21 protein-coding genes, 1 tRNA gene and 1 riboswitch are annotated in these 23,015 nt (G+C 57.1%); of the genes, 5 read left to right on the plus strand and 17 right to left on the minus strand.

Going from position 1 to position 23,015, the window contains the following annotated elements:
- Positions 1 to 192: 192 nt before the first annotated feature.
- The 4 genes from ACZ5Q2_RS03600 to ACZ5Q2_RS03615 form a co-directional block, all read right to left on the minus strand.
- A complete protein-coding gene (locus ACZ5Q2_RS03600) occupies positions 193 to 1,407 on the minus strand; it encodes a YeeE/YedE family protein (protein ID WP_432210441.1) in 1,215 nt (404 codons plus the stop codon).
- 19 nt (positions 1,408 to 1,426) lie between these two features.
- The gene (locus ACZ5Q2_RS03605; protein WP_230713218.1) at positions 1,427 to 2,383 is read right to left on the minus strand and encodes a sulfurtransferase; all 957 of its coding nucleotides are present in this window, start codon (positions 2,381 to 2,383) and stop codon (positions 1,427 to 1,429) included.
- A gap of 96 nt (positions 2,384 to 2,479) precedes the next feature.
- Complete coding sequence (locus ACZ5Q2_RS03610; RefSeq protein ID WP_230713220.1) at positions 2,480 to 3,325, minus strand: DUF547 domain-containing protein; 846 nt, start codon at positions 3,323 to 3,325, stop codon at positions 2,480 to 2,482.
- A gap of 107 nt (positions 3,326 to 3,432) precedes the next feature.
- Positions 3,433 to 3,984: a carboxymuconolactone decarboxylase family protein gene (locus ACZ5Q2_RS03615; RefSeq protein WP_230713222.1), complete on the minus strand. Its 552-nt coding sequence runs from the start codon at positions 3,982 to 3,984 to the stop codon at positions 3,433 to 3,435.
- A 120-nt stretch (positions 3,985 to 4,104) separates the two neighbouring features.
- On the opposite strand from ACZ5Q2_RS03615, the gene ACZ5Q2_RS03620 reads away from it, so the two are divergent.
- On the plus strand, positions 4,105 to 4,710 hold the full coding sequence (locus ACZ5Q2_RS03620; RefSeq protein WP_374786499.1) for a TetR/AcrR family transcriptional regulator: 606 nt from the start codon (positions 4,105 to 4,107) through the stop codon (positions 4,708 to 4,710).
- 43 nt (positions 4,711 to 4,753) lie between these two features.
- On the opposite strand, the gene ACZ5Q2_RS03625 is transcribed toward ACZ5Q2_RS03620, so the two are convergent.
- Positions 4,754 to 5,605, minus strand: a complete 852-nt coding sequence (locus ACZ5Q2_RS03625; RefSeq protein WP_374786500.1) for a UDP-2,3-diacylglucosamine diphosphatase — start codon at positions 5,603 to 5,605, stop codon at positions 4,754 to 4,756.
- 135 nt (positions 5,606 to 5,740) lie between these two features.
- On the minus strand, positions 5,741 to 6,364 hold the full coding sequence (locus tag ACZ5Q2_RS03630; protein ID WP_106694193.1) for a YbhB/YbcL family Raf kinase inhibitor-like protein: 624 nt from the start codon (positions 6,362 to 6,364) through the stop codon (positions 5,741 to 5,743).
- A 327-nt stretch (positions 6,365 to 6,691) separates the two neighbouring features.
- Here ACZ5Q2_RS03630 and ACZ5Q2_RS03635 point away from each other — a divergent pair, with 327 nt between their 5' ends.
- A complete protein-coding gene (locus ACZ5Q2_RS03635) occupies positions 6,692 to 8,002 on the plus strand; it encodes an NAD(P)/FAD-dependent oxidoreductase (RefSeq protein ID WP_230713226.1) in 1,311 nt (436 codons plus the stop codon).
- A gap of 34 nt (positions 8,003 to 8,036) precedes the next feature.
- Here the strand turns inward: ACZ5Q2_RS03635 and ACZ5Q2_RS03640 are convergent, their stop codons facing one another.
- The 3 genes from ACZ5Q2_RS03640 to ACZ5Q2_RS03650 all read right to left on the minus strand — a co-directional run bounded on the left by ACZ5Q2_RS03640 (position 8,037) and on the right by ACZ5Q2_RS03650 (position 11,563).
- Positions 8,037 to 8,921, minus strand: coding sequence for a phosphate/phosphite/phosphonate ABC transporter substrate-binding protein (locus tag ACZ5Q2_RS03640; protein WP_230713228.1), 885 nt, complete (start codon positions 8,919 to 8,921; stop codon positions 8,037 to 8,039).
- Positions 8,918 to 11,242 (minus strand): putative bifunctional diguanylate cyclase/phosphodiesterase, encoded by a 2,325-nt coding sequence (locus ACZ5Q2_RS03645; protein ID WP_413774330.1) that lies wholly within the window; start codon positions 11,240 to 11,242, stop codon positions 8,918 to 8,920. Before ACZ5Q2_RS03645 ends, ACZ5Q2_RS03640 begins: the two co-directional genes overlap by 4 nt.
- Before the next feature lie 247 nt (positions 11,243 to 11,489).
- Positions 11,490 to 11,563: transfer RNA gene (locus ACZ5Q2_RS03650), tRNA-Gly, on the minus strand.
- Positions 11,564 to 11,634: 71 nt separating this feature from the next.
- Between ACZ5Q2_RS03650 and ACZ5Q2_RS03655 the strand changes: the two genes are divergently transcribed.
- The 3 genes from ACZ5Q2_RS03655 (at position 11,635) to ACZ5Q2_RS03665 (ending at position 14,516) form a co-directional block, all read left to right on the plus strand.
- A complete protein-coding gene (locus tag ACZ5Q2_RS03655) occupies positions 11,635 to 13,347 on the plus strand; it encodes a potassium/proton antiporter (RefSeq protein ID WP_061331330.1) in 1,713 nt (570 codons plus the stop codon).
- A 123-nt stretch (positions 13,348 to 13,470) separates the two neighbouring features.
- On the plus strand, positions 13,471 to 14,025 hold the full coding sequence (locus ACZ5Q2_RS03660) for a L,D-transpeptidase family protein (RefSeq protein ID WP_342631569.1): 555 nt from the start codon (positions 13,471 to 13,473) through the stop codon (positions 14,023 to 14,025).
- Between the two features lie 209 nt (positions 14,026 to 14,234).
- A complete protein-coding gene (locus ACZ5Q2_RS03665; protein WP_061331332.1) occupies positions 14,235 to 14,516 on the plus strand; it encodes an Lpp/OprI family alanine-zipper lipoprotein in 282 nt (93 codons plus the stop codon).
- 66 nt (positions 14,517 to 14,582) lie between these two features.
- On the opposite strand, the gene ACZ5Q2_RS03670 is transcribed toward ACZ5Q2_RS03665, so the two are convergent.
- The 8 genes from ACZ5Q2_RS03670 to ACZ5Q2_RS03705 form a co-directional block, all read right to left on the minus strand.
- On the minus strand, positions 14,583 to 15,371 hold the full coding sequence (locus ACZ5Q2_RS03670) for a slipin family protein (protein WP_152436995.1): 789 nt from the start codon (positions 15,369 to 15,371) through the stop codon (positions 14,583 to 14,585).
- 42 nt (positions 15,372 to 15,413) lie between these two features.
- Entirely contained in the window at positions 15,414 to 16,874 is a 1,461-nt protein-coding gene (locus ACZ5Q2_RS03675) for an NfeD family protein (protein ID WP_152436994.1), read from the minus strand.
- A 22-nt stretch (positions 16,875 to 16,896) separates the two neighbouring features.
- Positions 16,897 to 17,649, minus strand: coding sequence for an SDR family oxidoreductase (locus tag ACZ5Q2_RS03680; protein WP_152436993.1), 753 nt, complete (start codon positions 17,647 to 17,649; stop codon positions 16,897 to 16,899).
- Positions 17,650 to 17,692: 43 nt separating this feature from the next.
- The gene (locus ACZ5Q2_RS03685) at positions 17,693 to 18,733 is read right to left on the minus strand and encodes a L,D-transpeptidase family protein (RefSeq protein ID WP_432210440.1); all 1,041 of its coding nucleotides are present in this window, start codon (positions 18,731 to 18,733) and stop codon (positions 17,693 to 17,695) included.
- Positions 18,734 to 18,793: 60 nt separating this feature from the next.
- A complete protein-coding gene (locus ACZ5Q2_RS03690; RefSeq protein ID WP_432210439.1) occupies positions 18,794 to 19,363 on the minus strand; it encodes a TMEM165/GDT1 family protein in 570 nt (189 codons plus the stop codon).
- 84 nt (positions 19,364 to 19,447) lie between these two features.
- A riboswitch (yybP-ykoY riboswitch) is annotated at positions 19,448 to 19,553 on the minus strand.
- 46 nt (positions 19,554 to 19,599) lie between these two features.
- Positions 19,600 to 20,991, minus strand: a complete 1,392-nt coding sequence (locus tag ACZ5Q2_RS03695; RefSeq protein ID WP_432210438.1) for a DHA2 family efflux MFS transporter permease subunit — start codon at positions 20,989 to 20,991, stop codon at positions 19,600 to 19,602.
- 3 nt (positions 20,992 to 20,994) lie between these two features.
- Complete coding sequence (locus ACZ5Q2_RS03700; RefSeq protein ID WP_058092884.1) at positions 20,995 to 21,420, minus strand: MarR family transcriptional regulator; 426 nt, start codon at positions 21,418 to 21,420, stop codon at positions 20,995 to 20,997.
- Positions 21,421 to 21,582: 162 nt separating this feature from the next.
- Complete coding sequence (locus tag ACZ5Q2_RS03705; RefSeq protein WP_061331339.1) at positions 21,583 to 22,866, minus strand: MFS transporter; 1,284 nt, start codon at positions 22,864 to 22,866, stop codon at positions 21,583 to 21,585.
- Positions 22,867 to 23,015 lie beyond the last annotated feature (149 nt).

The raw sequence follows: 23,015 nt of genomic DNA on the forward strand, positions 1-23,015 counted from the left end.
CACGGCGCCCCACAGGGCGCGCACGCCGCCTCATCTCTCTGGGAAAGCGCGGTCTGCACATTGCCTTGGCCCGAATTGAAAGCAAAAGTCGGACTGTTGAGGTGGTCCACCAGAATCAAAACGAGAATGATCCCGAGCGCCACCAGGATACGGGTTCGGCTGTAGGCTCTTTCCATACTGTCGACATTCCCCTCAGTTTGGCAGCCGGAACCAGGGCCGCAGCCGGATTCCGATCAGTGAGCCTGCGAAGGCACATGCAAACCACACCCAGGCGTGCAGGCTGGCGGAGGCAATGCCGGAAAACAGCGCCCCGATGTTGCAACCAAAGCCCAAACGGGCACCATAGCCGAGCAGCAAGCCACCCACCACGGCAGCCAGGAACTGGCGGCCTTCGGGGCGGTTGCGGCTGGCTTCGTTAAACCGGTTGGCCAGGCCTGCGGCAAGCATGGCGCCCAGTAGAAGCCCGAAATTCATTACCGAGGGAATGTTGGTGAGCACAGAATCTTTCAGGGCCATGGCGGGGTAGTCCCAGGTCCAGAACTCGAACTGGGACATGTTAACGCCCACCACTTCCAAAGCCTTGGCACCCCAGACGTTAAAGGCAAAGGTGATGCTCCAGGGCGCGCCGCCAATGGCGAGGGTGAGGGCATTGCCGACGGCCAGAATCAAGATGGCCCAGGTGAAAGGCCAGCGGCCACTGAGCAATGTTCTGAATACACCGTGGCTCTGGCCTTTCCACAGAAGTTCATCGCGCTCGATGGTTCCATGGGCCTTGCGCTCAATGCGGTTGACCCACCAGGCGATCAAACCGAGCCCAACGAACTGCACGAGAATGGCACCGCTTACGCCAAAACTACTGACCAGTGGTACCGGATCAAACCCGGGTTGGTCCAGCCACCAGGGCAAGTGGATGGAGCCGAGTACTGCGCCCACAATAAAAAACACCAGAGTCACAACCATTCGGATATTGCCTGCGCCTACGGTGAACAGGGTGCCCGAACCGCAGCCTCCACCCAGCTGCATACCAATACCAAATATGAACGAGCCCACTACCAGGGACGTGCCCACGGGCGCCACGGCTCCGACCAGTCCAGCCTGACCACTGTGAAGCATGGGCACCATGATCAGGGAGCTCAACCCGAACAGCAGCAGCTGAGCCCGCATGCCGGCGCCACGCTTTTTCACAACCAGGTTGCGCCAGCCGGCGGTAAAGCCAAAGGCACCGTGGTAAAGCGCCATGCCCAACACGGCGCCAATGATGAACAGCGCCACCATGAAGGGAGCGGTTTCCAGCCAGATCAGACCACCCAGCAAGGTAAGACCAAGCAGGGCCGTCGACACGATAAATCGGTCGAACTGCCACCCGGGCTCTTGCAGCCCGCGCTGGAGAACTGCGGAATCAGACATGAGCACTCACTTTTTCAGTTCAGTTGAACAAATCCAGCAGCTTACCAAGACCTTTCTTCGCCACCTGCAACGGTCGGTTGCTGTCCTGTGACCACTCCGCCATGGATCCATCGTACAGGGCAACCTCTTGAAAGCCCGCCAGCTCACTGAGCACAAACCAGTCTGTGGCCGCCCAGTGCCCTGTATTGCAGAAAGCAATAGTGCGAGAAGCGCGGTCTAGCTCTGCCCGATTCACTCGCGCGTTAATATCATCCGCATTCAAATACCAGACTTGGTTCTGCTGGCCAAGAAAATCAGAGTGGGGAAGGCTTCGAGAACCGGGAATCGTACCTGGCGCTCTGGCAGCCGGCGACTGCGTTTTGCCAGTGAAGTAGTCGCCCGGGCGCGCATCCACCAACTGGGCCTGACTGTTACGAGCCGCTTCAACTTCGTCTAGTGACGCGATCAGGTCCGATTGGAGCACTCCTTCGAACTGTGCGATGTCCCGACGCTCACCTTGACCATGAGCAACCTCCAAGCCTGCCGCCTGCCAGCCGGCAAAACCGCCGTTAAGAATAGTAACCGAATCGTGGCCCAATACACGGAACGTCCAATAAACCCGGGCCGCACTGCCAAAGTCTGTCGCGCCGGTACCTGCTGGCACGATAACGACCGTATCGCCGTTGCTGATACCCAGACTGCCAATCAATCGCTCAAGACTGGCGACAGGTGGCAACAGGCCAGCAACACCACCACGACTCTCCCGCCAACCATCACCTGTGTAACTACTGTAAATAGCGCCGGGAATGTGGGCCTTCTCAAAGCTACTTCGATCACCGCCATTGTCAATGGGGGACCTCACATCCAGGACAACCAGATCTTCCCTTGCCAAATTCTGGAGCAACCAGTCGGAATCAACGAGCGGCTGAATATCGGGCTTTCCGTAAGCCAGATGCGATGCCATAAAAAAAGCAAAGAACACAATTAAGCGGATCATGCTGCAGGGCCTCCATATGACCGTTCTTGAATGATCATTATGAATCGATTGAATTGCAATTCCCAGCTCCCGAATGGCTTGGGTCAGACTTCAAAGCTAGCGGCGAATCTCTGGAAAGTTTTCAGGCGTATTCAGACTCCAGTCGTAGTCGATGTAGCTTAGCCCGGCGGCGCTTCTGACACGCTCTGACACCTCAGGCGTCGCCCACTCCAAAATGAAATCCCGATTCGATCCGGAAGCCTCCTGAAAATCCTCCTCGTACCACTTGAACAGCTCACTCACGTACAAACGGCCGGATTCAACCCGGAGATGGCGTTCGGTGCTCAATGCCCGCCGGGTATTCTCGGCCAGCAATGTCTCCAGGTTCGCCGCGGTATAGATCTCTGCCCTTAAAGGCGGGCAACCCACAGAGGCGCAGTTGACGGCAAAATGCACCCTCGCGTCTTTCCAGCCACGGGCCTGGTAGTCATCGCCCAGAAGAATACCTTTCTCGATGTCATTCAAGCTGTAAGCCTGTCCAGCCACCGTAAAGTTGGTGCGGCCGAAGACATTCTTCACAAACGGATTGATTCGGCCGCCGTAATCCCACACCGAAGACACCAACTGGCCATTCGGCCGTTCAGTCAGAATCTGGACAATCATGAAAAAGTTATAGGCGTTGATCCAGAACGCGACTGCGTGCTCCCGCGAATCGAGCTGGCTAAGATCAAACGATGCCAACCGCTCCCGCTGCTGCTCAAGGCGTGGTTGCGTCTGGTCATCTGCCAAAGCCGATTGGTAATCAAAGGCAGAAACCAGACCATTGCCTGGCAAGGTGTGCTCAATCAGATGATCAGCGACCAGCTGCTGGAATGGCTCGTAGGGATCAGTCTCCGCCAGCACACTGCCAGCTAGAAACCAGAGCGAGAAAAGTGTCGGGATAAATTGCCGATTAATAGTCATTACAACTCCTGTGTTTGGTTGACAGGGTATACCGACACAGCTCGGAATAGATTGTTACGTGATCACCGCGATCGGCCGCCATTAAATCGGCCGATCGCGGTGCTGAATCATGCCTTCTTCCACTCAAACTTCTTGAATGGCTCGTCTACCGGCGTTTTGGCGATGTGATTGATGTAGTTACTCATGATCTTCTGGGACAACGTCATGATCACTTCCAGAACGTGCCGGTTATCGAAGCCTGCTTCGAAAAACACGTTCAGATCGTCTTCACTCAAGTTGCCCTGCTTGCGCATGACCGCCAGAGTGAAATCACGCAGCGCTTCCAGTTTGTCATTCGGAAGGGGTGTCTCGTCACGCAGGGCATTGGTAATGTCGTCCGACACTTCCATCATCTTGGCGATCCCGGTGTGAGCGGGAACACAGTAGTGGCAAGCGTTCTCAACGTTAATGGTCTGCCAGACCACAGTCTTCTCGTCATTGTTAAAACTGCTTTCCAGTACCAGTTGATGCAGTTTCTGGTAGGCCTCAAGCACTTGCGGCGATTCAGCCATCACCGCATGCAGGCTGGGAATCATACCGAAGTTCTTCTGGGAATTTTCCAGCAAAGGCTTGGCTGCCTCTGGGGCGGACTGAATATCATGCAGTTTGAAATCTGCCATTGCGGTACTCCAATCAAGTTTATGAATGATCACTCAACAATCGGAGACTATCTGTTTCTGAGCAATCACTCAAGGTATAGTTGAGTGAACATTCAAAACTCACACGAAGGCGGTGTTGTTATGCCAAGACCTCCAAGCTATGACCGGGATACAGCCTTGGCCAAGGCTGTCAGTCTGTTCTGGCACAAGGGCTATCACGGCAGTTCAATGAAGCAGATTGAGCAGGCGCTGGATATGCGCCCGGGCAGCATCTACGCCACGTTTGGCAGTAAAGATGGCCTGTTTTCTGAAGCCCTGGCCAGTTACGCCCAACAGGGCGGGGTTGATCTTTCAGAGCACATGGCCGGCTATGACAGCATTGTCGAAGGGTTGCAGGCGTATCTTCGGAAAATCGCGAGCAGCTGCACAGACGTTGACTGCGCCCCCGCACGCGCCTGCCTGATCGTGAAAACCCTGCTGGAGGCCAGCAGCACCAACCCGGCACTGTATTCACAGGCCCAGAGTGTGCTGGCCGCTATTGAAACGTCCTTTGCCGAGCTGCTGGAAAGTGCGAGGACTCAGGGAGAAATTGCCGCCAAAACCGATTGCCGGCGGCTGGCGAGGCTGCTTCAGAGCCAGATTATGGGGCTGCGCTCCATGGCTGAGCGCAACCTGTCGGCCACCGAGCTGGAACAGCTCGGCGACGACATGGCGGCGATTCTGGAGAGCTACAGGGTAAGAAACTAAACCCGTTTGGCCATAGTCCATTCAAAGGGCCGTCATCGGAACCTTACCGAACCGGGCCGTTGAACTGCTCCAGAAACGCCGCTGGCAGGGCGTCGATAACTGGCCGGGCGTCACCGGCCAGCTCCGGGTTGGGGTGATCCGGCTCCCGGCTCAGGGTAACCGGCGATTCCGACCAGTGTAGAAGCTCCAGTTTGCCGTCAGCCTGCTCAACCAGCGCCGTACAGTGCTCCACCCAGTCACCATCGTTGCAGTAGAGTCCTTCTTCACTGCGAAGAAAGCCTGCCGAGTGGATGTGGCCGCAGATAAAACCGTGGTAATGACCTTTCTCTGCAGCCGTCAGCGCCGCCAGCTCGAATCGCCGGATAAAGGTTCGGGCCTTGCCAATTCGGCATTTGATCCAGGCCGCCAGCGACCAGTAAGGCTTGCCTTGAAGCCGACGCAGGGCGTTGAACCAGCGGTTCAGGCGCAGCAACAGGCCGTGGGCGCGGTCTCCCACCAGCAGCATCAGCGGGCTGCAGCGCACCACCTGGTCGAACTGGTCGCCATGGCAGACCAGAAACTGACGACCGTCGGCGGTGGTGTGCACTGCCTTGTATTGCAGCTCTATGCCGGAGAAGGTCTGACCGCAGAAGCGCCGGAAAAACTCGTCGTGATTGCCGGGAATGTATACCACCCGGGTACCGGTGGCGGCGAGCTCCAGCAGCTTGTGGATAACCTGCCGATGACTGTCCGGGAAATGGGCCCGGCGCTGCATGGCGATCAGGTCGATAATGTCGCCTACCAGGTACAGCGTCTGGCAGCGAACGTTGTTGAGGAAATCCAGCAGGTAGTCGGCCTGGCAATCGGCCGTTCCCAGATGAACATCGGAAATGAATACGCTGCGATACGCTCGCATGGTGCCTCCCGTGGTGTCAGGCCTGCCTTCGGTTTCCTGTAACAACCTTGGCAAGCTCCGGTGACACCCGGGTGACAATGGCAAGTCAGTTTTATGAAGTCGGGCGAAGAACCGTCCGCCCGGCGACAAACAGCGTCAGCGCAGATCTGGATTGAGAGTGTAGGTGCCGGTCACCCTGGCACTGGCCAGCACATGGCCGGCCATCGCCTGGCGCACATCGTTCCCATCAAACTCACCTTCCAGACCAAGACTGTCCACATCCAGCGCGTGCACTTCAAAATGGTAGTGGTGGATGATCTCGTCGTTCCAGGGCGGGCAGGGGCCGTCATACCCGGCATAGGTGCCCGCCATGTCCGGGTTGCCGGCAAGGAACTGGGTGTAATTATTCACGCCCCGAACGCCAATCGGACCCGGCCCATGGTCCTTGCCCTTGGGCAACACGCCGTCACTGTCTTCGCCCTCCGGGATGCGGCCGATATTGGCGGGAATGTCGGTCAGCAGCCAGTGGAAGAAATCCACCCGGGGCAGGTCGGCGGGCACGGTTTTGCCTTCCTGATTCACATCATCGGCTACGCTGGGCACATCCGGGTCAAACATCATCACCACAAAACTCTTCGTACCCTCCGGTGCCCCAGACCAGACCAACTCGGGGTTTCGGTTGGGGCCAAAGCTCATGTGGTCCTGCTCGCTGAAAACCCCAAAGGCAAACTTCTCTGGAATGGGTTGTCCCTCTTCTACACCACGAACCTCTAGTTTCACGATCGTCTCTCCTGTCGAGCGGCTTTTGATTAATTCAGCCATCGCCGAATGATACGGGACCGGCCGGTGTTCCGGTTTTATCAACCACGTCAGGTCTTTGTCCAGATTAGCAAACTAGCGGCGGAAAACACGGCTTCTGCGCTCAGGTGTAACCCAAAGCACCCGCCAGACAACACTTCTGTCCAATTGTCATCCCGGGCCGTCAACGTTAGTATAACGGTGTTAGCAGCCTACCTTTTGTGTTCACAGGTCAGACTGATCAGAGCAGACAGCCAAGCGTTTTCCCGCGAGAGCGCTTGGCTCTCATCTTCTGAAGGTCTGACTGTTATGGAAAACCTGCATCATATTGTTGTCGTCGGCGGTGGCGCCGGAGGCCTGGAACTGGTCACCAGCCTCGGCAACAAACTCGGCAAAAAAAACAAGGCTCGCATCTCCCTGGTCGACGCCGGCTTGACCCACGTCTGGAAACCTCTGCTGCACGAAGTGGCCTCCGGCTCACTGGACGCCAGTGCCAACGAAATTAATTACCGGGCCCACGCACGGAAACATCACTATGAATTTCAGCTGGGGCGCATGAACGGCCTTGATCGGGCGGCCAAGGAAATCATCATCGCGCCGTTCCTGGACGAAGAGGGCCACGAGGTGGTGCCCGAGCGTCGGATTCAATACGACACCCTGGTGATCGCCGTGGGCAGTACAGCCAACGATTTCGGCACACCCGGCGCCCAGGAACACTGCCTGTTTCTCGACAGCCTCAGGCAAGCAAGGCGATTCCATAACCTGATGCTCAACGCCTTCCTGCGCAAAAACCACGAGGCCAATCAGGGCAAACCCCATACTCTGAACATCAGCATCATCGGCGCTGGCGCCACGGGTGTGGAGCTGGCTGCCGAGCTGCGACTGGCATCCAGGGAATTGCCGGTATACGGCATGAACCACCTGCAGTCCTCGGATGTTTCCATCAGCGTGATCGAAGCGGCAGACCGGATTTTGCCGGCCCTGCCCGGGCGCCTGTCAGCGGCAGCCACCCGTGAACTGGAACGCCAGAAGGTGAAAGTACTGACCGGGCAGCCAGTCAGCGAAGTGCGTGAAAACAGCCTGGTCATGAAAGACGGCACCGAATTGCCATCCGAAATGACCATCTGGGCCGCGGGCATCAAGGCTCCCCCGTTTCTGGCGGAGCTCGGCGGCCTGGAAACCAACCGCAGCAATCAGCTTCGGGTAGAACAAACTCTGCAAACCACGCGGGACACAGACATCTTTGCCTTCGGTGACTGTGCTGCCTGCCCGCAGCCGGGCTCTGAGCATACGGTGCCACCAAGGGCTCAGGCCGCACACCAGCAAGCGGACGCTCTGTTCAAGACCCTGTGCAACCGCCTGCAGGGCAAAGACCCGGTACCCTTTGTCTACAACGACCACGGCTCACTGATCAATTTCAGCCGTTACACGACGGTCGGCAACCTGATGGGCAACCTGTCTGGTCGCAGCATGTACGTCGAAGGGAAGGTGGCCAGGTTGTTCTATGTGTCCCTGTACCGGATGCACCAGGTTGCCCTGCACGGGTTCCTGCGCACGGGCATTATCTGGCTGATGGACAAGATCAGCCGAGCGATGCATCCTCGCCTGAAGTTGCATTGAATGATGACCTGAATACTGGAATTTCCGAACGCGGCTATTTCGGCAGGGCGATGACCTCAATCGCCCTGTAGTCATCGTGGGTCACGCGGTTTATTCCCATCGCGCGCTGGGTATTCAAATACTCGGTAAGCATTGGTGAAGGTGTTGTCAGTAGATCAATTACCCGGCTGCGAACTTCCTCGCAAATCCCACTGCGGAATACAAACGGGTCATAGTGAAGCGGTGCAGAGCGCCAGAGAACGGTTAGAGTATTCTTATCAATCACGCCGCGCCTGTAGGCTTCATCTGCTCTTGAGCTGGAAACAAAGGCTGCATCCGCCTTGTTATCCAGCAACGCCATCAATGCCTTATCATGGCTGCCCGCGTAAATGTTTGCGCCAAAGAAATCGGAGAACGGCTCGCCGATAGTCGTGGCAAACTCTTTCTTTGGAACCAGGGCCCCCGATGTACTGGAGGGGTCGGTCAGCAACACCTGGGCATGTCTCAGGCGCTCAATGCTATCTATTCCTGCCGCTTTTGGAACCACCAACAACGAGTAATAGAAACTTCCCTTTGGCGTAAAGAACCCGGCCTCTGTGGTTAATGACGCAAAGGCATCCAGGCCCGAATCTTGAGCGTGGGCGATAACATAGGACGCCGGCCCCATGACGGCCAGATCGACACCGCCCGAGAGTAAGCCATCCATCACGCTTTCGTAGGAAGTTGCTCTGACCAGCTCAACTGGCATTCCAAGCCCCTGTTCTAACAGCATGATTAACGGCCGATATTCAGTGCGCTGCTGGTCAATGTCTTTTTTAGGAACCATGGTGAAGGTCAATCGGTTCATGCTGCAGGATTTGACCTCCTGAACGGCTTCTGCACGGGAGAATGGTGCAAAAGCCACGAAGACAAGCCCTAGAGTCAACATCAACAACCTCATGCGCTGGCGGCCTCCTCTGCAAAGGTTCTGAGAAACTCTGGTATTTGCTCTGCGGGCATTGGACGCCCAAGGTGATAGCCCTGAGCGATATCGCAGCCGGCGACTTTCAGGTGCACCAGCTGTTCACGGGTTTCTACCCCCTCGGCCACCACCTTGAGCGCCATTCGCTTGGCCAGAATAATGGTTGAGGACACAATGGGACTGTCATCGTGGCTGTTTGATATTCGATTGATCAGGCTTCGGTCAATCTTCAGCTTGTCTACCGGTACCGCCTCGAGGTGGGCAAACCCTGCATAACCGGTGCCGAAATCATCAAGACTGAGCCGGATACCTGCCCGCTTGAGGCAGTGCAGACTTTCGACGGCCCGGCCCTCCAGCATGGCGGTTTCCGTAATTTCCAGCTCCACCAGGTCTGTCGTCAAGTCGTGTTCAGCCACCATCGCCAGGACCTCTTTACAGAATTCCGGCTGGGCAAGCTGTATCGGGGAAACATTGACTGCAACTGGCTTTGAGCTACCGTATTTCTGTTTCCAGTCAGATATCTGGACACACGCCGATCGAAGTACTTCCATACCCAGTGCCACCACAAAGCCCGTTTTCTCGGCGACAGGAATAAACCGATCCGGATAAAGCAAACCAATACCTGGATGCTGCCAGCGCACCAGGGCCTCATAGCCGATGACTTCCATACTCTCCAGACACACCAGGGGCTGGTAGTGCAGCACGAACTCCCGTTTTCTGAGAGCCTCGGCGAAGGCTTGTTCCAAGTGAAATTCTTCCACATCAGCTACATTCAATGACTGGTCGAAAAAGCGATATTGGCCACGCCCGGCTTTCTTGGCCGAGTACATGGCAGCATCAGCGCATTTCGTCAGTTCATCAATACTCTGGCCATCCCGAGGACTGATGGCGATACCGATGCTGGGACTGTTAACCAGTTCCGTGCCTTCCAGCATGTAGGGAGCGGACAAGTGCGCAGTCAATGCTGAGGCCCACTGCTCAATGTCTGCCTCACTGCGATCGCCAGCCAGCAACACCACAAACTCATCACCGCCGAAACGAGCGGCGATGTCACCTGTTCCAAGCATTCGCTGAATACGACCCGCGACCGCTTGCAACAACAGATCGCCGATATGGTGACCGAGCGAGTCATTAATGGATTTGAAACGGTCCAGGTCAATGAACAGCATCGTTGATAACTTACGCTGTCGGCGTTGTTCCAGCACCAGCGAATCCGCCACATCCAGAAACTGGCGACGGTTGAACAGACCACTGAGATGATCAATGGAAGCGGCACGGCTACTGCGGGCATGCTCGGTCTCAAGACGCCCAATCAGTCGCTGGTTGTTCCGCTCCGACAACCGCAATGCTTCCATAACCCGTTGCTGCTGGGTCAGGCTACGAATGAGCCAGAACACAATGCCCAGAACCAGTAACGTCATCACGCTATTAGCTACCAGTTGCTTGTTCCGGCCAGGCGTAATCGGTGCAAAGATTTCATAATAGGGCTGGGCCACACTGACGGTGAAACCGTTAGCTGGACGGGTAACAAAAACGTACTGGTAACGCTCGCCCGCCAGCTCCAGCGTGGCTTCTCCGGTGACAACACGACCTTCACCTGCAATTTGAACTTTTGGAACCTGTGGACCTCCGACCACAATGCCGCTTTCATTGGCGCGCATCCACTCACCACCCCTGGAATCCAAAATCTGAATAAAGCCCGCGCCCAGCTCAACATTCTGTATAAGCCCTGCCAGGTAGGCGATGTCCAGCTCAATCAATATCAATCTTGAGGATTGGGACACGTCTGTCAGCCTGAGCGGAACCAGGAATGGCAATCGCCAGGCAGGTTCTCCCGGCGCGTATGCAGGATCCGCAACTCGGTCGGGAAGCACAGGCGCAGATCCAGTTCCGGCAAAGTGCGTCTCAGTTCCAGCCAACCAACTACCAAGCTTTGACCGTGCTGAACCCAAATGACTGGTATAGATCAGATCTCCAGATAAGTTGTAAACACTGAGCCGGTTGAACACCGGATCTTCTGCCAGAAGGGTCAGAAGCCGAGTTTCTGCCCCTTGATGCGCGATGACATCGTCAGTCACCAAGCTACCCATGGCCTTGGCACGATCAGTCATCTGCTTTAGGCTCTCCGACACAATTAACGCCAGATTGCGGTTCTCGGACAGCCTCGCATTGAGTGTTTCTGCCTTTGTCGATGATCCTTGCCAAAGAAATAACACCCAGAGGAACAAAACGATAATCACCCCAAGTGCCAGCATGGTTAGCTGAACGCTATTAAGGGGGGTATCGGACTTCGTTGTCATCAAGCTAGAACCTGGAGAAAGGGGATAGATTACAGGCAGCCTCTCCAGTGGCCGTACTAATCCTATGAACTGAGCGTGCCGTTTGGCCGGCCAAACTCAGATGCCTCGAACACTAATCGCCTAGTGTGGCAGTTGCATTACAGGCCGGCTTTGTTAACAGATTCACAGCCAGGACACAGGGGCCAACCTCGGAAATCCTAAAAAGGTTGGGGGGTGGAAAATTGCAGACTATGCAGAGATAGTGTCTTGGAGCGGGCGATGGGAATCGAACCCACGTCGTAGGCTTGGGAAGCCTCTGCTCTACCATTGAGCTACGCCCGCCTGCATAATGATTGCCACAGCAATATAGGCCCGGACCAGCGTCCGGGCAAGTCCCTTTGGTCAGGAGTCTAATGGATCCCACGTTTACTCTGATTGGCGCCTTGATGCTTGTGTTCAGCATCGTTCTCAGCCCGCTTTCAAGCAGGGTCGGCATGCCGGTGCTGCTGGTTTTTCTGGCTGTTGGCATGATGATGGGCGAGGATGGACCGGGCGGCATCCAGTTCAATAACTTTGAGCTGGCTTTTCTTATCGCCAATCTTTCACTGGCCGTTATCCTGCTGGATGGCGGAATGCGCACCCGGGTAGAGACCTTCCGGGTAGGTCTGCGGCCAGCCCTGGTACTTGCCACCCTTGGCGTTGCCCTGACCGCGGGTGGCGCGGCCATCGTGGCATGGTGGGTATTCGATTTGCATTGGATGATGGCTTTGTTGATCGGGGCCATTATTTCCTCAACGGATGCCGCCGCTGTCTTTTCTCTGCTGCAGGGCCGGGGCCTGCACCTGAACGAGCGGGTCAGTGCCACCCTTGAGATCGAATCTGGCAGTAACGACCCGATGGCCATTTTCCTCACCCTGATGCTGGTGACCTTGATTGGCCAACATGAGCAGGGGTCCATTCTCTCGGGCCTGATCATGCTGGTACAACAGTTCGGCATCGGCGCTGCAGCCGGCGTTCTGGGTGGCTTTCTGGTGGTGGAACTGGCCAATCGGATGCGTCTGACCCCGGCGCTGTACCCCCTGCTGGTGGGCGCGGCCGGCATTTCGGTGTTTTCTGCCACCAACGCTGTCGGTGGCAGCGGATTCCTCGCCATTTACCTGTGCGGTGTGGTTATCGGAAACCGCCATGTCCGGATGATGCCAATGATTCTTCAGGTGCACGACGGCATGGCCTGGCTGGCACAGCTCTGCCTGTTCCTGATGCTCGGCCTGCTGGTGAGCCCATCAGACCTGATCCCCCTGGCAGGCGCCGGTTTGGTGCTGGCTCTGGCGCTTATCTTTGTTATTCGGCCATTAACCGTGCTGATCACGCTCTGGCCATTCGGCTTCAACCGGCGGGAGCTGGGCTTTATCAGCTGGGTGGGCCTGCGAGGCGCGGTGCCCATTGTTTTGGCGCTGTTCCCGATCATTGCCGACCTGCCAGATGCGCAACTGGTTTTCCACGCGGCGTTCTTTATCGTTCTGGTGTCGCTGATTGTGCAGGGCACCACCATGGCACCTCTCGCCCGCAAGTTGCGGCTTGAAGTTCCCGCCGGCGAAGATCCCTACCGGCGGCTACCACTGGATGCGCCCGCCGCTGGCGACCATGAGCTGATGCTGTTTCCACTCCGGGGCAAGGGTTGGGACAAGCCCAGAGCCCTTGGCCAGCTGCGCCTGCCGGAGAACACCGCCGTAGCCGGGGTGTTTCGCGACCGCAAGTGCCTTCAACCCACCAAGGACCTCGAAGTGACCGCCGGCGATATGTTGGCCATGTTCGCCACGCCGTCGGTTCTGCCCGATCTCGGCAAGGCACTGAGCGGGCGGCAAGCTCCGAAACACCTGGCAGAACGAGCCTTCTTCGGCGACTTCGTGCTGAACGGAGATGCCTTGCTCGGCGATGTGGAACAGGTCTATGGTATCGAGTTCGACGAGTTGCCTCCGGAGTTGTCGCTGGCCGAGTGTTTCGCCAAACGCACCAAGGGGCATCCGGTCGTTGGCGACACCGTCATATTGGGGCCAGTCACGCTCGTGGCCCGGGCCACCGAAGCCGACCGGGTAACCAAGGTTGGCCTGAAAATGGATGCGTGACGCCCGTCCGGTTTGTGCAGGAAAACCAAAAACCGTAACAAAACCCCTTATCAATCCTCCTGCTGGCTATGTTATAAACACACGTGAACAAAGTTTAACCATCCAGCGACCTGTGCCAGCATCATGATCTTCAGAGTTTTTCTATCACTAATGCTTGTCGTATTGCCCGCCATGGCCAGTAGCTCGGAGTTGCTGGCCCGGGCTGATACCCGCATGGCCATGCCCGGCAGCGAACCTACGCTGGAAGAGCACCTGAACATCACCAAGGTTCTGGTGCGCAAAAGTGAGCGCAGGCTTTATCTGTTGAGCGGTGAGCACAAGGTGCGCAGCTATCGGATTTCATTGGGAGGCAATCCGATAGGACACAAGCTGTATGAGGGTGACAAACGAACGCCAGAAGGGGATTACATTCTCGATTGGCGCAACGCGAACAGCGATTTCTACAAGTCCATCCATATATCCTACCCTAACGCCCGTGACCGGGAGCTGGCCGAAGCCTGGGGGCTTAATCCCGGCGGCAGCATCATGATCCACGGACTGCCCAACGAAGCGGGCGACCTTGCCTTCGCGTATACCGGCCTGGACTGGACCGAAGGCTGTATTGCGGTCACCAATGAAGAGATGGATGAGATCTGGGCACTGGTCGACAACGGCACCCCCATTCGGATTCTTCCCTGACCACAGAACCCACCCCGTTCATGACGGGAGTATTAAGTTGTTGTCATAGCCTAAGAAAATTTACGTATCCTTAGTTAACATTTTGTCTCTGAGTGTTTTACACTGTTTGACGACTCCGGTAGTCAACGCCTATCGGGCTTAGCTGACAGGAAGTCGTCTTAATGACTTCTGGATCACAGGAAATAAAACGACCAATAAGGGGATTTACCATGCGTAAACTGACGATCGCCGGGTTTGCAATGGCCGCTGCTCTGACTGCAGGTTGTGCCACCACTGAGCAGGGCGCTATCGACGAAGCCAATGCAACTGCAAGCTCCGCCGAGCAAACTGCTAACAACGCTCTGAACACTGCTAACAGCGCTGCAAGCTCCGCTCGCACTGCTCAGCAGACTGCTGAAGAAGCCCTGGCTGCTGCCCGTGCTGCTCAGAAGTCCGCTGACGAAGCGAACGAGCGCGCCAAGCGCATGCTCGAGCGTGCCAGCCAGAAGTAAGGCTGCCGTTTAGCAAAAAAGGCCGGTTGAACCGGCCTTTTTTGTGCTCGTTTGAAAACCTGAATATTACTGCTTCAGCTTATCCGGCCCTTTATTGCCCGACTGATTATCCAAAAAGTTCTTGATCATATCCATCGGCAGCGGGAACACGATGGTGGAGGAGTTATTGTTGCTCATGTCCGCCAGTGTCTGCAGGTAGCGTAACTGCATGGCTCCGGAGTTGGCCGACATGACTTCTGCAGCCTCTACCAGCTTCTTGGATGCCTGCAATTCACCCTCGGCGTGAATGATCTTGGCGCGACGCTCGCGCTCTGCCTCAGCCTGACGGGCAATCGCACGAATCATCGACTCATTCAGGTCAACGTGTTTGATTTCCACATTGGCTACCTTGATACCCCAATCCTCGGTCTGGGAATCAATGATTTCCTGAATATCCGAATTCAGCTTGTCTCGTTCAGACAACATTTCGTCCAGATCGTGTTTGCCGAGCACAGAGCGCAAGGTTGTTTGCGCCAACTGGCTGGTAGCAGCGCCATAGTCTTCGACCCGGATAATCGCCTTCTCGGGGTCAACCACGCGGAAATACAACACTGCATTTACTCTGACCGTCACGTTGTCTTTGGAAATAACATCCTGGCTTGGGACATCCAGGGTGATCACCCGAAGATCCACCCGGACAATTTGCTGAATCCCGGGGATGACGATGATCAGGCCGGGGCCTTTGACACCCTGAAAGCGACCCAGGAAAAACACCACACCGCGCTCGTATTCCGGCAGGATCTTGATGGCGGAACCGAGAATCAGAAGCAGCACCACAGTCGGTGCAATATAGGGAATAATGTCACCCAGGTTCATACGGCCTCCTTGATTTGCCGTTGGTTAGTACGAATTGCTCGTTCAATGACCTTGATCAGAATCAGGCCTGGCTTCAACCAGAAGGGTCAGCCCCTCCATACCGTTTACCTGCACCTGCGTGCCCTTGGTGATCTGATGCGGACAACGGGCATTCCAGCGCTCCCCACTGACTCGGACATGGCCCTTGTACCCGTCATAAGAGGATTCAAAGTCGTCCAGTGCCACGCCTTTTTCCTCAGCCATGTGTTCGCTGCCACTGACCGGCGTACGGCGTCGCAAACCAATGAAGCGGGTAACCGTCCAGAGAATAAACCCTCCCGCCACAACAGCCGTGCCGCCAACGGTGGGCAATGAGATATCCGTGTGGCTGCCATCCATCAGAATCACCGAACCCGTGACAAAGGCGACTATGCCACCGACACCCAGAATGCCGAAACTAGGCATGAAGGCTTCCCCCACGATGAACGCCAGCCCCAACAGAATCAAGGCAAGGCCGGCATAATTCACCGACAACACCTGAAAGGCGAAAAGGGCAAGCACCAGACAGATAGCACCGATCACCCCGGGGAACACGGCACCGGGATTCGACAGCTCAAAGATGATGCCGTAAAAACCGATAATCATCAGGAAGTAGGCGACGTTCGGATCGGTGATCACCGACAGTAACCGGGTTCGCCAATCCGGTTCTGAACGGACCAGTTCCAGGTTTGCCGTTGCCAGCTCCCGTTCACCCGTGGCCATCTGCACCGTGCGACCGTCAATGGCCTCCAGCAATTCGCGGAGGTTGGGCGCCACCACATCGATCACATTCAGTTCCAGCGCCTCGGTTGCGCCGAGGTTGACGGCTTCGCGAACGGCCTCTTCCGCCCAATCGGCATTCCGACCATGACGCTCGGCCAGGCCACGAATATAACTGACGGCATCCTCCAGAACCTTACGCTCCATGGCGGTGTCGCCCCGGCGTTTCTGCGGTTCGGCAGCCGAGTCGTCGGCACTGGTCTCTGAAGCTTCGTCGTCCCCGGCGGGCTGCTCCGGTTCCTGCTCTGGCGAGCCTGGCAGGCCTCCCATCTGAACCGGCGTTGCCGAACCCAGGTTGGTGGCGGGCGCCATAGCCGCAATATGACTGCCATAGAGGATGAAGGTGCCGGCACTGGCGGCGCGGGCGCCCTGGGGTGACACGTAGGTTGCCACCGGCACCTCGGAGGCGAGGATGGTTTTGATGATTTCCCGCATGGAATCCATCAGGCCACCCGGCGTATCCATTTCCAGAATGACCAGGCCAGCATTATCCTGCTCGGCCCGCCTGATGCCACGGGTGACATAATCCATGGTAGCCGGGCCGATAGCACCCTCGACCGTCAATACCAGCGCGGTTCTCGGCGTGTCCTGCTGGGCAATCGCCTGCCAGGAAGCCCCGATCAGTCCCAGCAGCCCTCCCACGAAAAAAATCAGGGACCAGAAGGGCAAACGAAGGTTCTGACGTTGCATCGGGTTTGGCTTCATGGCGATCTCCCAGGCAGAGTGATCAGAATATTCGGGCCAGTACGGACTCCGGCAGTCGCCTCAGTATGAAACCAATGGGCGTCCAGGGCCAACCTGGCACGAAACGTTCGGCCTTGCCGGACTCAATGGCACGGACCATGGCCCGGCATCCGGTCTTCGCGTCCACAATGAAAGGCGTGTTCTTGACCTTTTCGTTGATTTCAGTCCGGATATACCCCGGATAGAGCGTGGTCACGCGAATGGGAGACCGGCGCTTTTTCAGTTCGACACGCAAACCCTCGCAAAGTGCCGCCAATCCGGCCTTGGTCGCCGCATAGGTGGTGACGTTGCCAGGCATCCCCCGAACGGCCGTTACCGATGATACGGCAACCAGATGACCATGGTTCTGTGCCCGGAATATTTCCATGGCGGCTTCTATCTGGGCCAGGGCGGCAACAAAATTGGTTTCTGCGGTCTGCCGGTTGGCATCAAAACGCCCGGTGCCCAGCGGCTGCCCTTTACCGATGCCAGCATTGACGATGACCCTGTCGAGCTGACCAAACTCCTCCCGGAAAGCCTGAAAAACCTCGGCCACCTGTGCGTGATCATTCACATCCAGGGCCCGCACACTGATCTTCACTCCCGGATAGGTGCCCTCCAGCTCGGCCCGGAGCTGGTCCAGCCGCTCGGTACGACGGGCACACAGGGCAAGGTGATCACCCCGGGCAGCAAACTCCCGGGCCATGCCTTCACCCAGTCCGGAACTGGCTCCGGTAATCAGTATAGTACGACTCATGAATACTCCTGCCGTTTGGTTTTTATTGGTTGCGGCGCCGGGGTCAAAAGTACAGCTTTTGCTCCGGCTCTGCAGGCTCTTCCGGATTGCTTTCCGTCGGCCCCTTATCAGAAGCCACCCGGGTCAGTCGCTCACCGACCATGGTGGGAATGCCATCGGCCTGATCCACCACCAGCTCGATGGACCGGCGCTGGACTTCCACGTCTGGGTGTTGCTGGCGGAAGGCTTCGAGTTTTTCCAGTGTTACGCGCCACAGCTGTTCCCGATCCTCGGGCGAGTAATCTTCATGGGGCCGATGCACTTCAAGCCACACCTCGCCGCCAGACAAGCCAAGCTTGACAGGCTCGCGAATAATCTGGACCGACGTGCCCTTCTGAACCTGATAGACAAACCGGGAAATGTCTTCGTTGTACATACGGAAACAGCCGGCACTGACCGGCAAGCCGATACCGAAACGCTTGTTGGTTCCGTGGATCAGATAGCCTTTCTCGCTCAGCATCAGAGCATGAGTACCAAGCGGATTATCCGGGCCAGGCGGGATCATACGCGGCAGGTACTCTCCACGGGCTTCATAGGATGCCCGGATACTGGCCGGCGGATACCACGCAGGCGATTCCAGAGGCATGGTTACCTCGGCGTCGGTTAGCGGTGACGGATTCTCTTCACGCCCAATGCCCACCGGATACACCTGAACGCCATCATTGGTGAAATAATAGAGCCGATACTCGGCCAGGTTAATCACGATGCCTTCCCGGCGTGCATCGGGCAGCACGTACATACGCGGCAGGGTAATGGTCGTGCCGTCTCCCGGTAACCAGGGGTCAACACCCGGATTGGCCTTGACCAGCTCCAGATACCCCAGAGCCTCATCATGACCAATAGCAGCAAAGGTATCCTCATAGCGGGTCGTGAAAACCTGCAGCTCCCCCGCCAGATCGCCGTTAAGAGCGAACGTTGGTACCCGGGGCGAACGATCGTTTTGCACCGTTGCAGTGTCTGACGGCTTTTGGTTCTGCGCAGCATTGACAACTGACGCCAGGGACATCAGGCACACCAGAACGGCGACACATTTTTTCAACCACATATCAACCAGTTCCCATAAACATTCATTCCGGGCCTCTGCTCTGAAAGACACGATTCCGTGTCAGGAGTTCACCAGGGTGGTCCAGACCGTTACCACCGCCAGCACCACAAACAATACGCTGGCACTGATCCTGGCGGTAGCCAGAGGCAGTCGCTCCATTAGCCAGCGCCCGGCCAGGATCACCGGAATATTGGCCAGGAGCATACCCACCGTCGTGCCGATGATAACCCATAACGTTTCCGTATACCTTGCCGCCAGGACGACCGTAGCTACCTGGGTTTTATCACCTATCTCCGCCAGGAAGAACATTACCGTAGTAGCCCAGAAGGCGCCCATGCCGAGAAACCGAGATTCGGCACTGTCGTCTTTATCCGGTATCAGCAACCACAGGGCGATGGCGACAAAGCTCACTGCGAGAATCCAGGGCAACCACTGGGACGGAATCCAGCTGGCCACCCAGGCCCCCAGCCACGCTGAGAGCGCGTGATTGAGCGCGGTCGCAACCAGAATACCAAGAATGATAGGGGTACGCTTTGCGTATCGGGCAACCAGGAAAAGAGACAGTAGCTGGGTTTTGTCGCCAATTTCGGCAATGGCCACGGCAAGGGTTGAAGCGAGAAACGCATCCATTCGAAGAGACCTCAGGGCGGAAATCGTCAGACATGAGACAGCTCACCTTCCGCCCAGTGGAGGTGATCTGCCTCAGGTCTTGCCAATTCCGCGATCAATCACGGAACACGGTAGCCATGGAGAATGAGCTCCAAGTATGTTGACTACCGTCCGCTCCTGTTACCCAGAAGCGAAGGCTACTCCCCCGAAGTTGGGCACATGCTAATGAATCCCGCCGGAAATGGCAACTGGCCACCTTACACCCGCATTTTCCAGACCGGCACGGCAGCCAATGCCACAAACACCGCAACCAGCCACCAGGCCGCCTCGAACGCAGCCGCGGTAGGCACACTGCCCTGGTGTTCACCGAACTCGATGGTCAGTGCCACCACATTCACCCCCAGGGCACCCCCCAGTTGACGTGCGAAATTGATGGTGCTGGAACCGGCCCCCAACTGTTCCTTCGGCAGCGGGTTCAGCGCGCCCGTGGACAGGGCCGGCAACATAAAGCCTATGCCTATGCGGCCCAGAACCGCCCAGAGCGCCAACCAGCCAAACCCGGCGTACTGCCCGGTCAGGGCAAACAGGACCGCAGACAGGGCGAAGACCCCGATCCCGAACAGCACCAGACTGCGGGCACTGCGTTTGTCTGCGAGTCGGCCCGACAGGGGAAACACAATGCCGAGCACCACCCCGGCGGGCAGCATCAGCAGACCCGCCTCCGTCGCCGAGAAGCCCAGCGTGGTCTGCACAAACAGGGGAATCAGGTAGGTTGAGCCAAACAGCGCCAGCCCAAGCGCCATGGCGCCCAGCGTGGCGAACAGAAACACCGGTTGGCGCAACAGTAGCAGGTTAACCAGGGGATGCTTCGCCGTGCGTTCCCGAAAGACAAAGGCGAACAAAAGGCCAAGGGCCAACGCCCATTGCATCACGATTCGCAGTTCCTGGCCTGGCCAGGCCTGCATTCGGGTCAGGGTATCGAGGGTCAGGGCGATGGTTGCCCCAAGCAGTAACAAACCGGGCAGATCAAAGGGATAAGGCGCAGGGCGGGAGCGGGGCAGCGGCAGGAACCGCCAGGCCATCCAGACACCCAGAAGGGTGACCGGTGCCGGCGCAAACATCACATAGCGCCAGTTGAACTGGTCCACCAGAAAGCCACCCAGCACAGGGCCCAATGCCGGTGCCAGAATCACCCCCATGCCATAAATGCCCATGGCTTGACCACGCCTGTCTGCCGGAAATATCCGGAACACCAGGTACATGCCCATGGGTTGCATCAACCCGGCCATGGCGCCCTGGCCTATTCTGGCGGCAATCAGCTGTTCAGGAGACTCGGCAAAGCCGCCGACAAGGGATATGACGGTGAACACCGCCATGGCAACACCCAGGGTCAGGCGCACACCAAAACGGTCCAGCAGCCAGGCGGACGCCAGCATGGTGGTGGTCATGGCGGCGATGAATCCGGTGGCCAGCCAGTGCACCTGGCCCTGGCGAATGCCGAACTCCATCATGATGTCATGGAGCGCAACATTCACCACCGTGGCGCTGAGCACCGTGGCCATGGTGCCAAGCACAACCGTAGCAACGGCCAGCCAGCGCCAGCGTTCGCCGTAACGGGCAGTCAGGCCCTCGACAGAATTATCGATCAAGCGTTACTTCTGCTTCTCGGCGTTATCCATAATTTTGTGGAACACCTTGAGCGCGCATTCGATTTCCTTGTCAGTCACGCCCTCCAGCATCTCTTCACGCAACACAGCGGCACGCTCGGACAGCTCATCCATGAACTCGGCACCGGCCTTGGTCAGATGCAACCGGCGGGCGCGCCGATCGTTCGGGCAGGGGCGTCGCTCAATCAACTCCTGCTGCTCCAGGCTATCAAGCAACCTGACCAGGGTAGGATTTTCAATGGCCATCAGACTGGCCAGTTCGCGCTGGGTAAGGCCTTCACCACCCTGCTGCAGATACACCATGGTGCTCCAGCGAGCCTGCGTGACTCCCAAGTCTTTCAACCGCTCATCCAGCATCTTGCGCCAGCGGCGGGTAACCCGGGCAACGGCAAACGGGAATTGATCTCTCATGGTTAAACACTCCTGATGGTGATCCGGCATGGGACAAGCAAACGCCAACCCGAAAACCGAGAAAACACTTACCTTATTGGAAATTCACCAATAGTAAGCTAACCATTGAAATAAAAACAGATATCAGGGTGAAAATATAATTGGGGAAAACCGAAAGGCGCGTCAGCCAGCCTGACGCAACTCCTCCTGCATTTCCTCCACTTCCGGAGATTCGTGGAACTCGGTGTTACGCGGGTCCAGCTCGGAAAGCACCGGAGACGCCTCCGGCATGGCCGGGACAAAGTGCTCCTGCTCCTCCACCGGCACGTCGTCGGTGTGGCTGATCCGGTAGCTAGTGATCACTGCCAGCAACACCAGGAAGCCGGCGTTGCCATAGAACAGGCCGGAGGGCCCCATGATGTTGATTAACTCCGCCATAGTGATCGGCCCGATCACACTGCCAATACCGTAGCTCAGCAACAGCGTGGCACTGGCGGCGACAATCCGGTTGCTGTCCATGCGGTCGTTGGTGATGGCCACCGCGATTGGGTACAGAGTGGCCGACAGACCGGTAAAAAGTCCTACCAGCAGGGTGAGCAACGCCAGGCTTGCCGCCCCGAAAACGCCAACCCCAACGGCCGAAGCGGAAGCAATCAGTGCCACCCAGAACATCACCCGGCGTCGGTCAAATCGATCGCACACCCGGCCCAATGGCCAGGCCAACAACATGGCAGCAATGATGGCGCTGGCCATGAAGGTCGAAGTTCTGGCCACGTCCAGCCCCACTAACGTGGCGTATACCGGCCCCAGTGCATAGAAGCCGCCAATCATGACGCCGCTGATCAGCGCGCCAGCGACACCGGAAAATGATTCCCGCCCGAGTTTGAAGATCGACATCCTGTGCACCTGCTCAATCGCCGGCGCTTCCATTCGAGTGAGAGCCAGAGGAATCAGGGCGAGAGTCAGGAGGATGGCCGCCAGCGAAAACGGCAGGAAACTGCCCGGGTCACCCACGTTGACAATCAACTGGCCGCCGGCGGCCGACAAGTAGAAAACAATCTGGTAAACGGCAAACAGCGCACCCCGGTTGGCGTTAGTGGCACGGCTGGAGAACCAGCTTTCAATCACCACCAGCACACCGGCGATGGTGAAGCCAGACAGCACCCGAAGGACCGCCCAGAAAATCATCGACACCGCCATCGGATACATCAGCGACACCACGGCAGCCATAGCAGCAAATGCCGCAAAGGCGCGGATATGGCCTACCCTGCCAATAATCTTGTGGACATACAGGGTGCCAAGGACAAAACCGATGGAATAGCACACCAGCACCCAGCCAATGACATTGGGTGAGACTTCTTCGATACTCAGGCGAATACCCAGCAGCGTCATCAGAAACGCATTGCCGCTGACCAGCAACACAATGCTGAGGATCAGCGCCGAAAGGGAGGTGACCATTCGGGTCATGAGTGGCTCCGGGTATTGGGTTACATCAGGGTGACAGTAAAGAAAAGATAGCAACGTTATGGGTTGTCTGCTGGTGTGTATTTAACCAGCCATCGCCAGACGACTCCACTAAGCAGTTGCCGAGACCTCGAACCCAGTAGTGGCGCGGT

Source organism: Marinobacter alkaliphilus, from assembly GCF_055394375.1.

Coding starts and splice junctions, on each gene's coding strand:
- ACZ5Q2_RS03685 (WP_432210440.1), bottom strand. CDS start 18,733: ATGTGGTTGAAAAAATGTGTCGCCGTTCTGGTGTGCCTGATGTCCCTG.
- ACZ5Q2_RS03660 (WP_342631569.1), top strand. CDS start 13,471: ATGATCTTCAGAGTTTTTCTATCACTAATGCTTGTCGTATTGCCCGCC.
- ACZ5Q2_RS03700 (WP_058092884.1), bottom strand. CDS start 21,420: ATGAGAGATCAATTCCCGTTTGCCGTTGCCCGGGTTACCCGCCGCTGG.
- ACZ5Q2_RS03665 (WP_061331332.1), top strand. CDS start 14,235: ATGCGTAAACTGACGATCGCCGGGTTTGCAATGGCCGCTGCTCTGACT.
- ACZ5Q2_RS03640 (WP_230713228.1), bottom strand. CDS start 8,921: ATGAGGTTGTTGATGTTGACTCTAGGGCTTGTCTTCGTGGCTTTTGCA.
- ACZ5Q2_RS03600 (WP_432210441.1), bottom strand. CDS start 1,407: ATGTCTGATTCCGCAGTTCTCCAGCGCGGGCTGCAAGAGCCCGGGTGG.
- ACZ5Q2_RS03655 (WP_061331330.1), top strand. CDS start 11,635: ATGGATCCCACGTTTACTCTGATTGGCGCCTTGATGCTTGTGTTCAGC.
- ACZ5Q2_RS03620 (WP_374786499.1), top strand. CDS start 4,105: ATGCCAAGACCTCCAAGCTATGACCGGGATACAGCCTTGGCCAAGGCT.
- ACZ5Q2_RS03690 (WP_432210439.1), bottom strand. CDS start 19,363: ATGGATGCGTTTCTCGCTTCAACCCTTGCCGTGGCCATTGCCGAAATT.
- ACZ5Q2_RS03605 (WP_230713218.1), bottom strand. CDS start 2,383: ATGATCCGCTTAATTGTGTTCTTTGCTTTTTTTATGGCATCGCATCTG.
- ACZ5Q2_RS03645 (WP_413774330.1), bottom strand. CDS start 11,242: ATGACAACGAAGTCCGATACCCCCCTTAATAGCGTTCAGCTAACCATG.
- ACZ5Q2_RS03675 (WP_152436994.1), bottom strand. CDS start 16,874: ATGAAGCCAAACCCGATGCAACGTCAGAACCTTCGTTTGCCCTTCTGG.
- ACZ5Q2_RS03680 (WP_152436993.1), bottom strand. CDS start 17,649: ATGAGTCGTACTATACTGATTACCGGAGCCAGTTCCGGACTGGGTGAA.
- ACZ5Q2_RS03610 (WP_230713220.1), bottom strand. CDS start 3,325: ATGACTATTAATCGGCAATTTATCCCGACACTTTTCTCGCTCTGGTTT.
- ACZ5Q2_RS03615 (WP_230713222.1), bottom strand. CDS start 3,984: ATGGCAGATTTCAAACTGCATGATATTCAGTCCGCCCCAGAGGCAGCC.
- ACZ5Q2_RS03670 (WP_152436995.1), bottom strand. CDS start 15,371: ATGAACCTGGGTGACATTATTCCCTATATTGCACCGACTGTGGTGCTG.
- ACZ5Q2_RS03625 (WP_374786500.1), bottom strand. CDS start 5,605: ATGCGAGCGTATCGCAGCGTATTCATTTCCGATGTTCATCTGGGAACG.
- ACZ5Q2_RS03705 (WP_061331339.1), bottom strand. CDS start 22,866: ATGACCCGAATGGTCACCTCCCTTTCGGCGCTGATCCTCAGCATTGTG.
- ACZ5Q2_RS03635 (WP_230713226.1), top strand. CDS start 6,692: ATGGAAAACCTGCATCATATTGTTGTCGTCGGCGGTGGCGCCGGAGGC.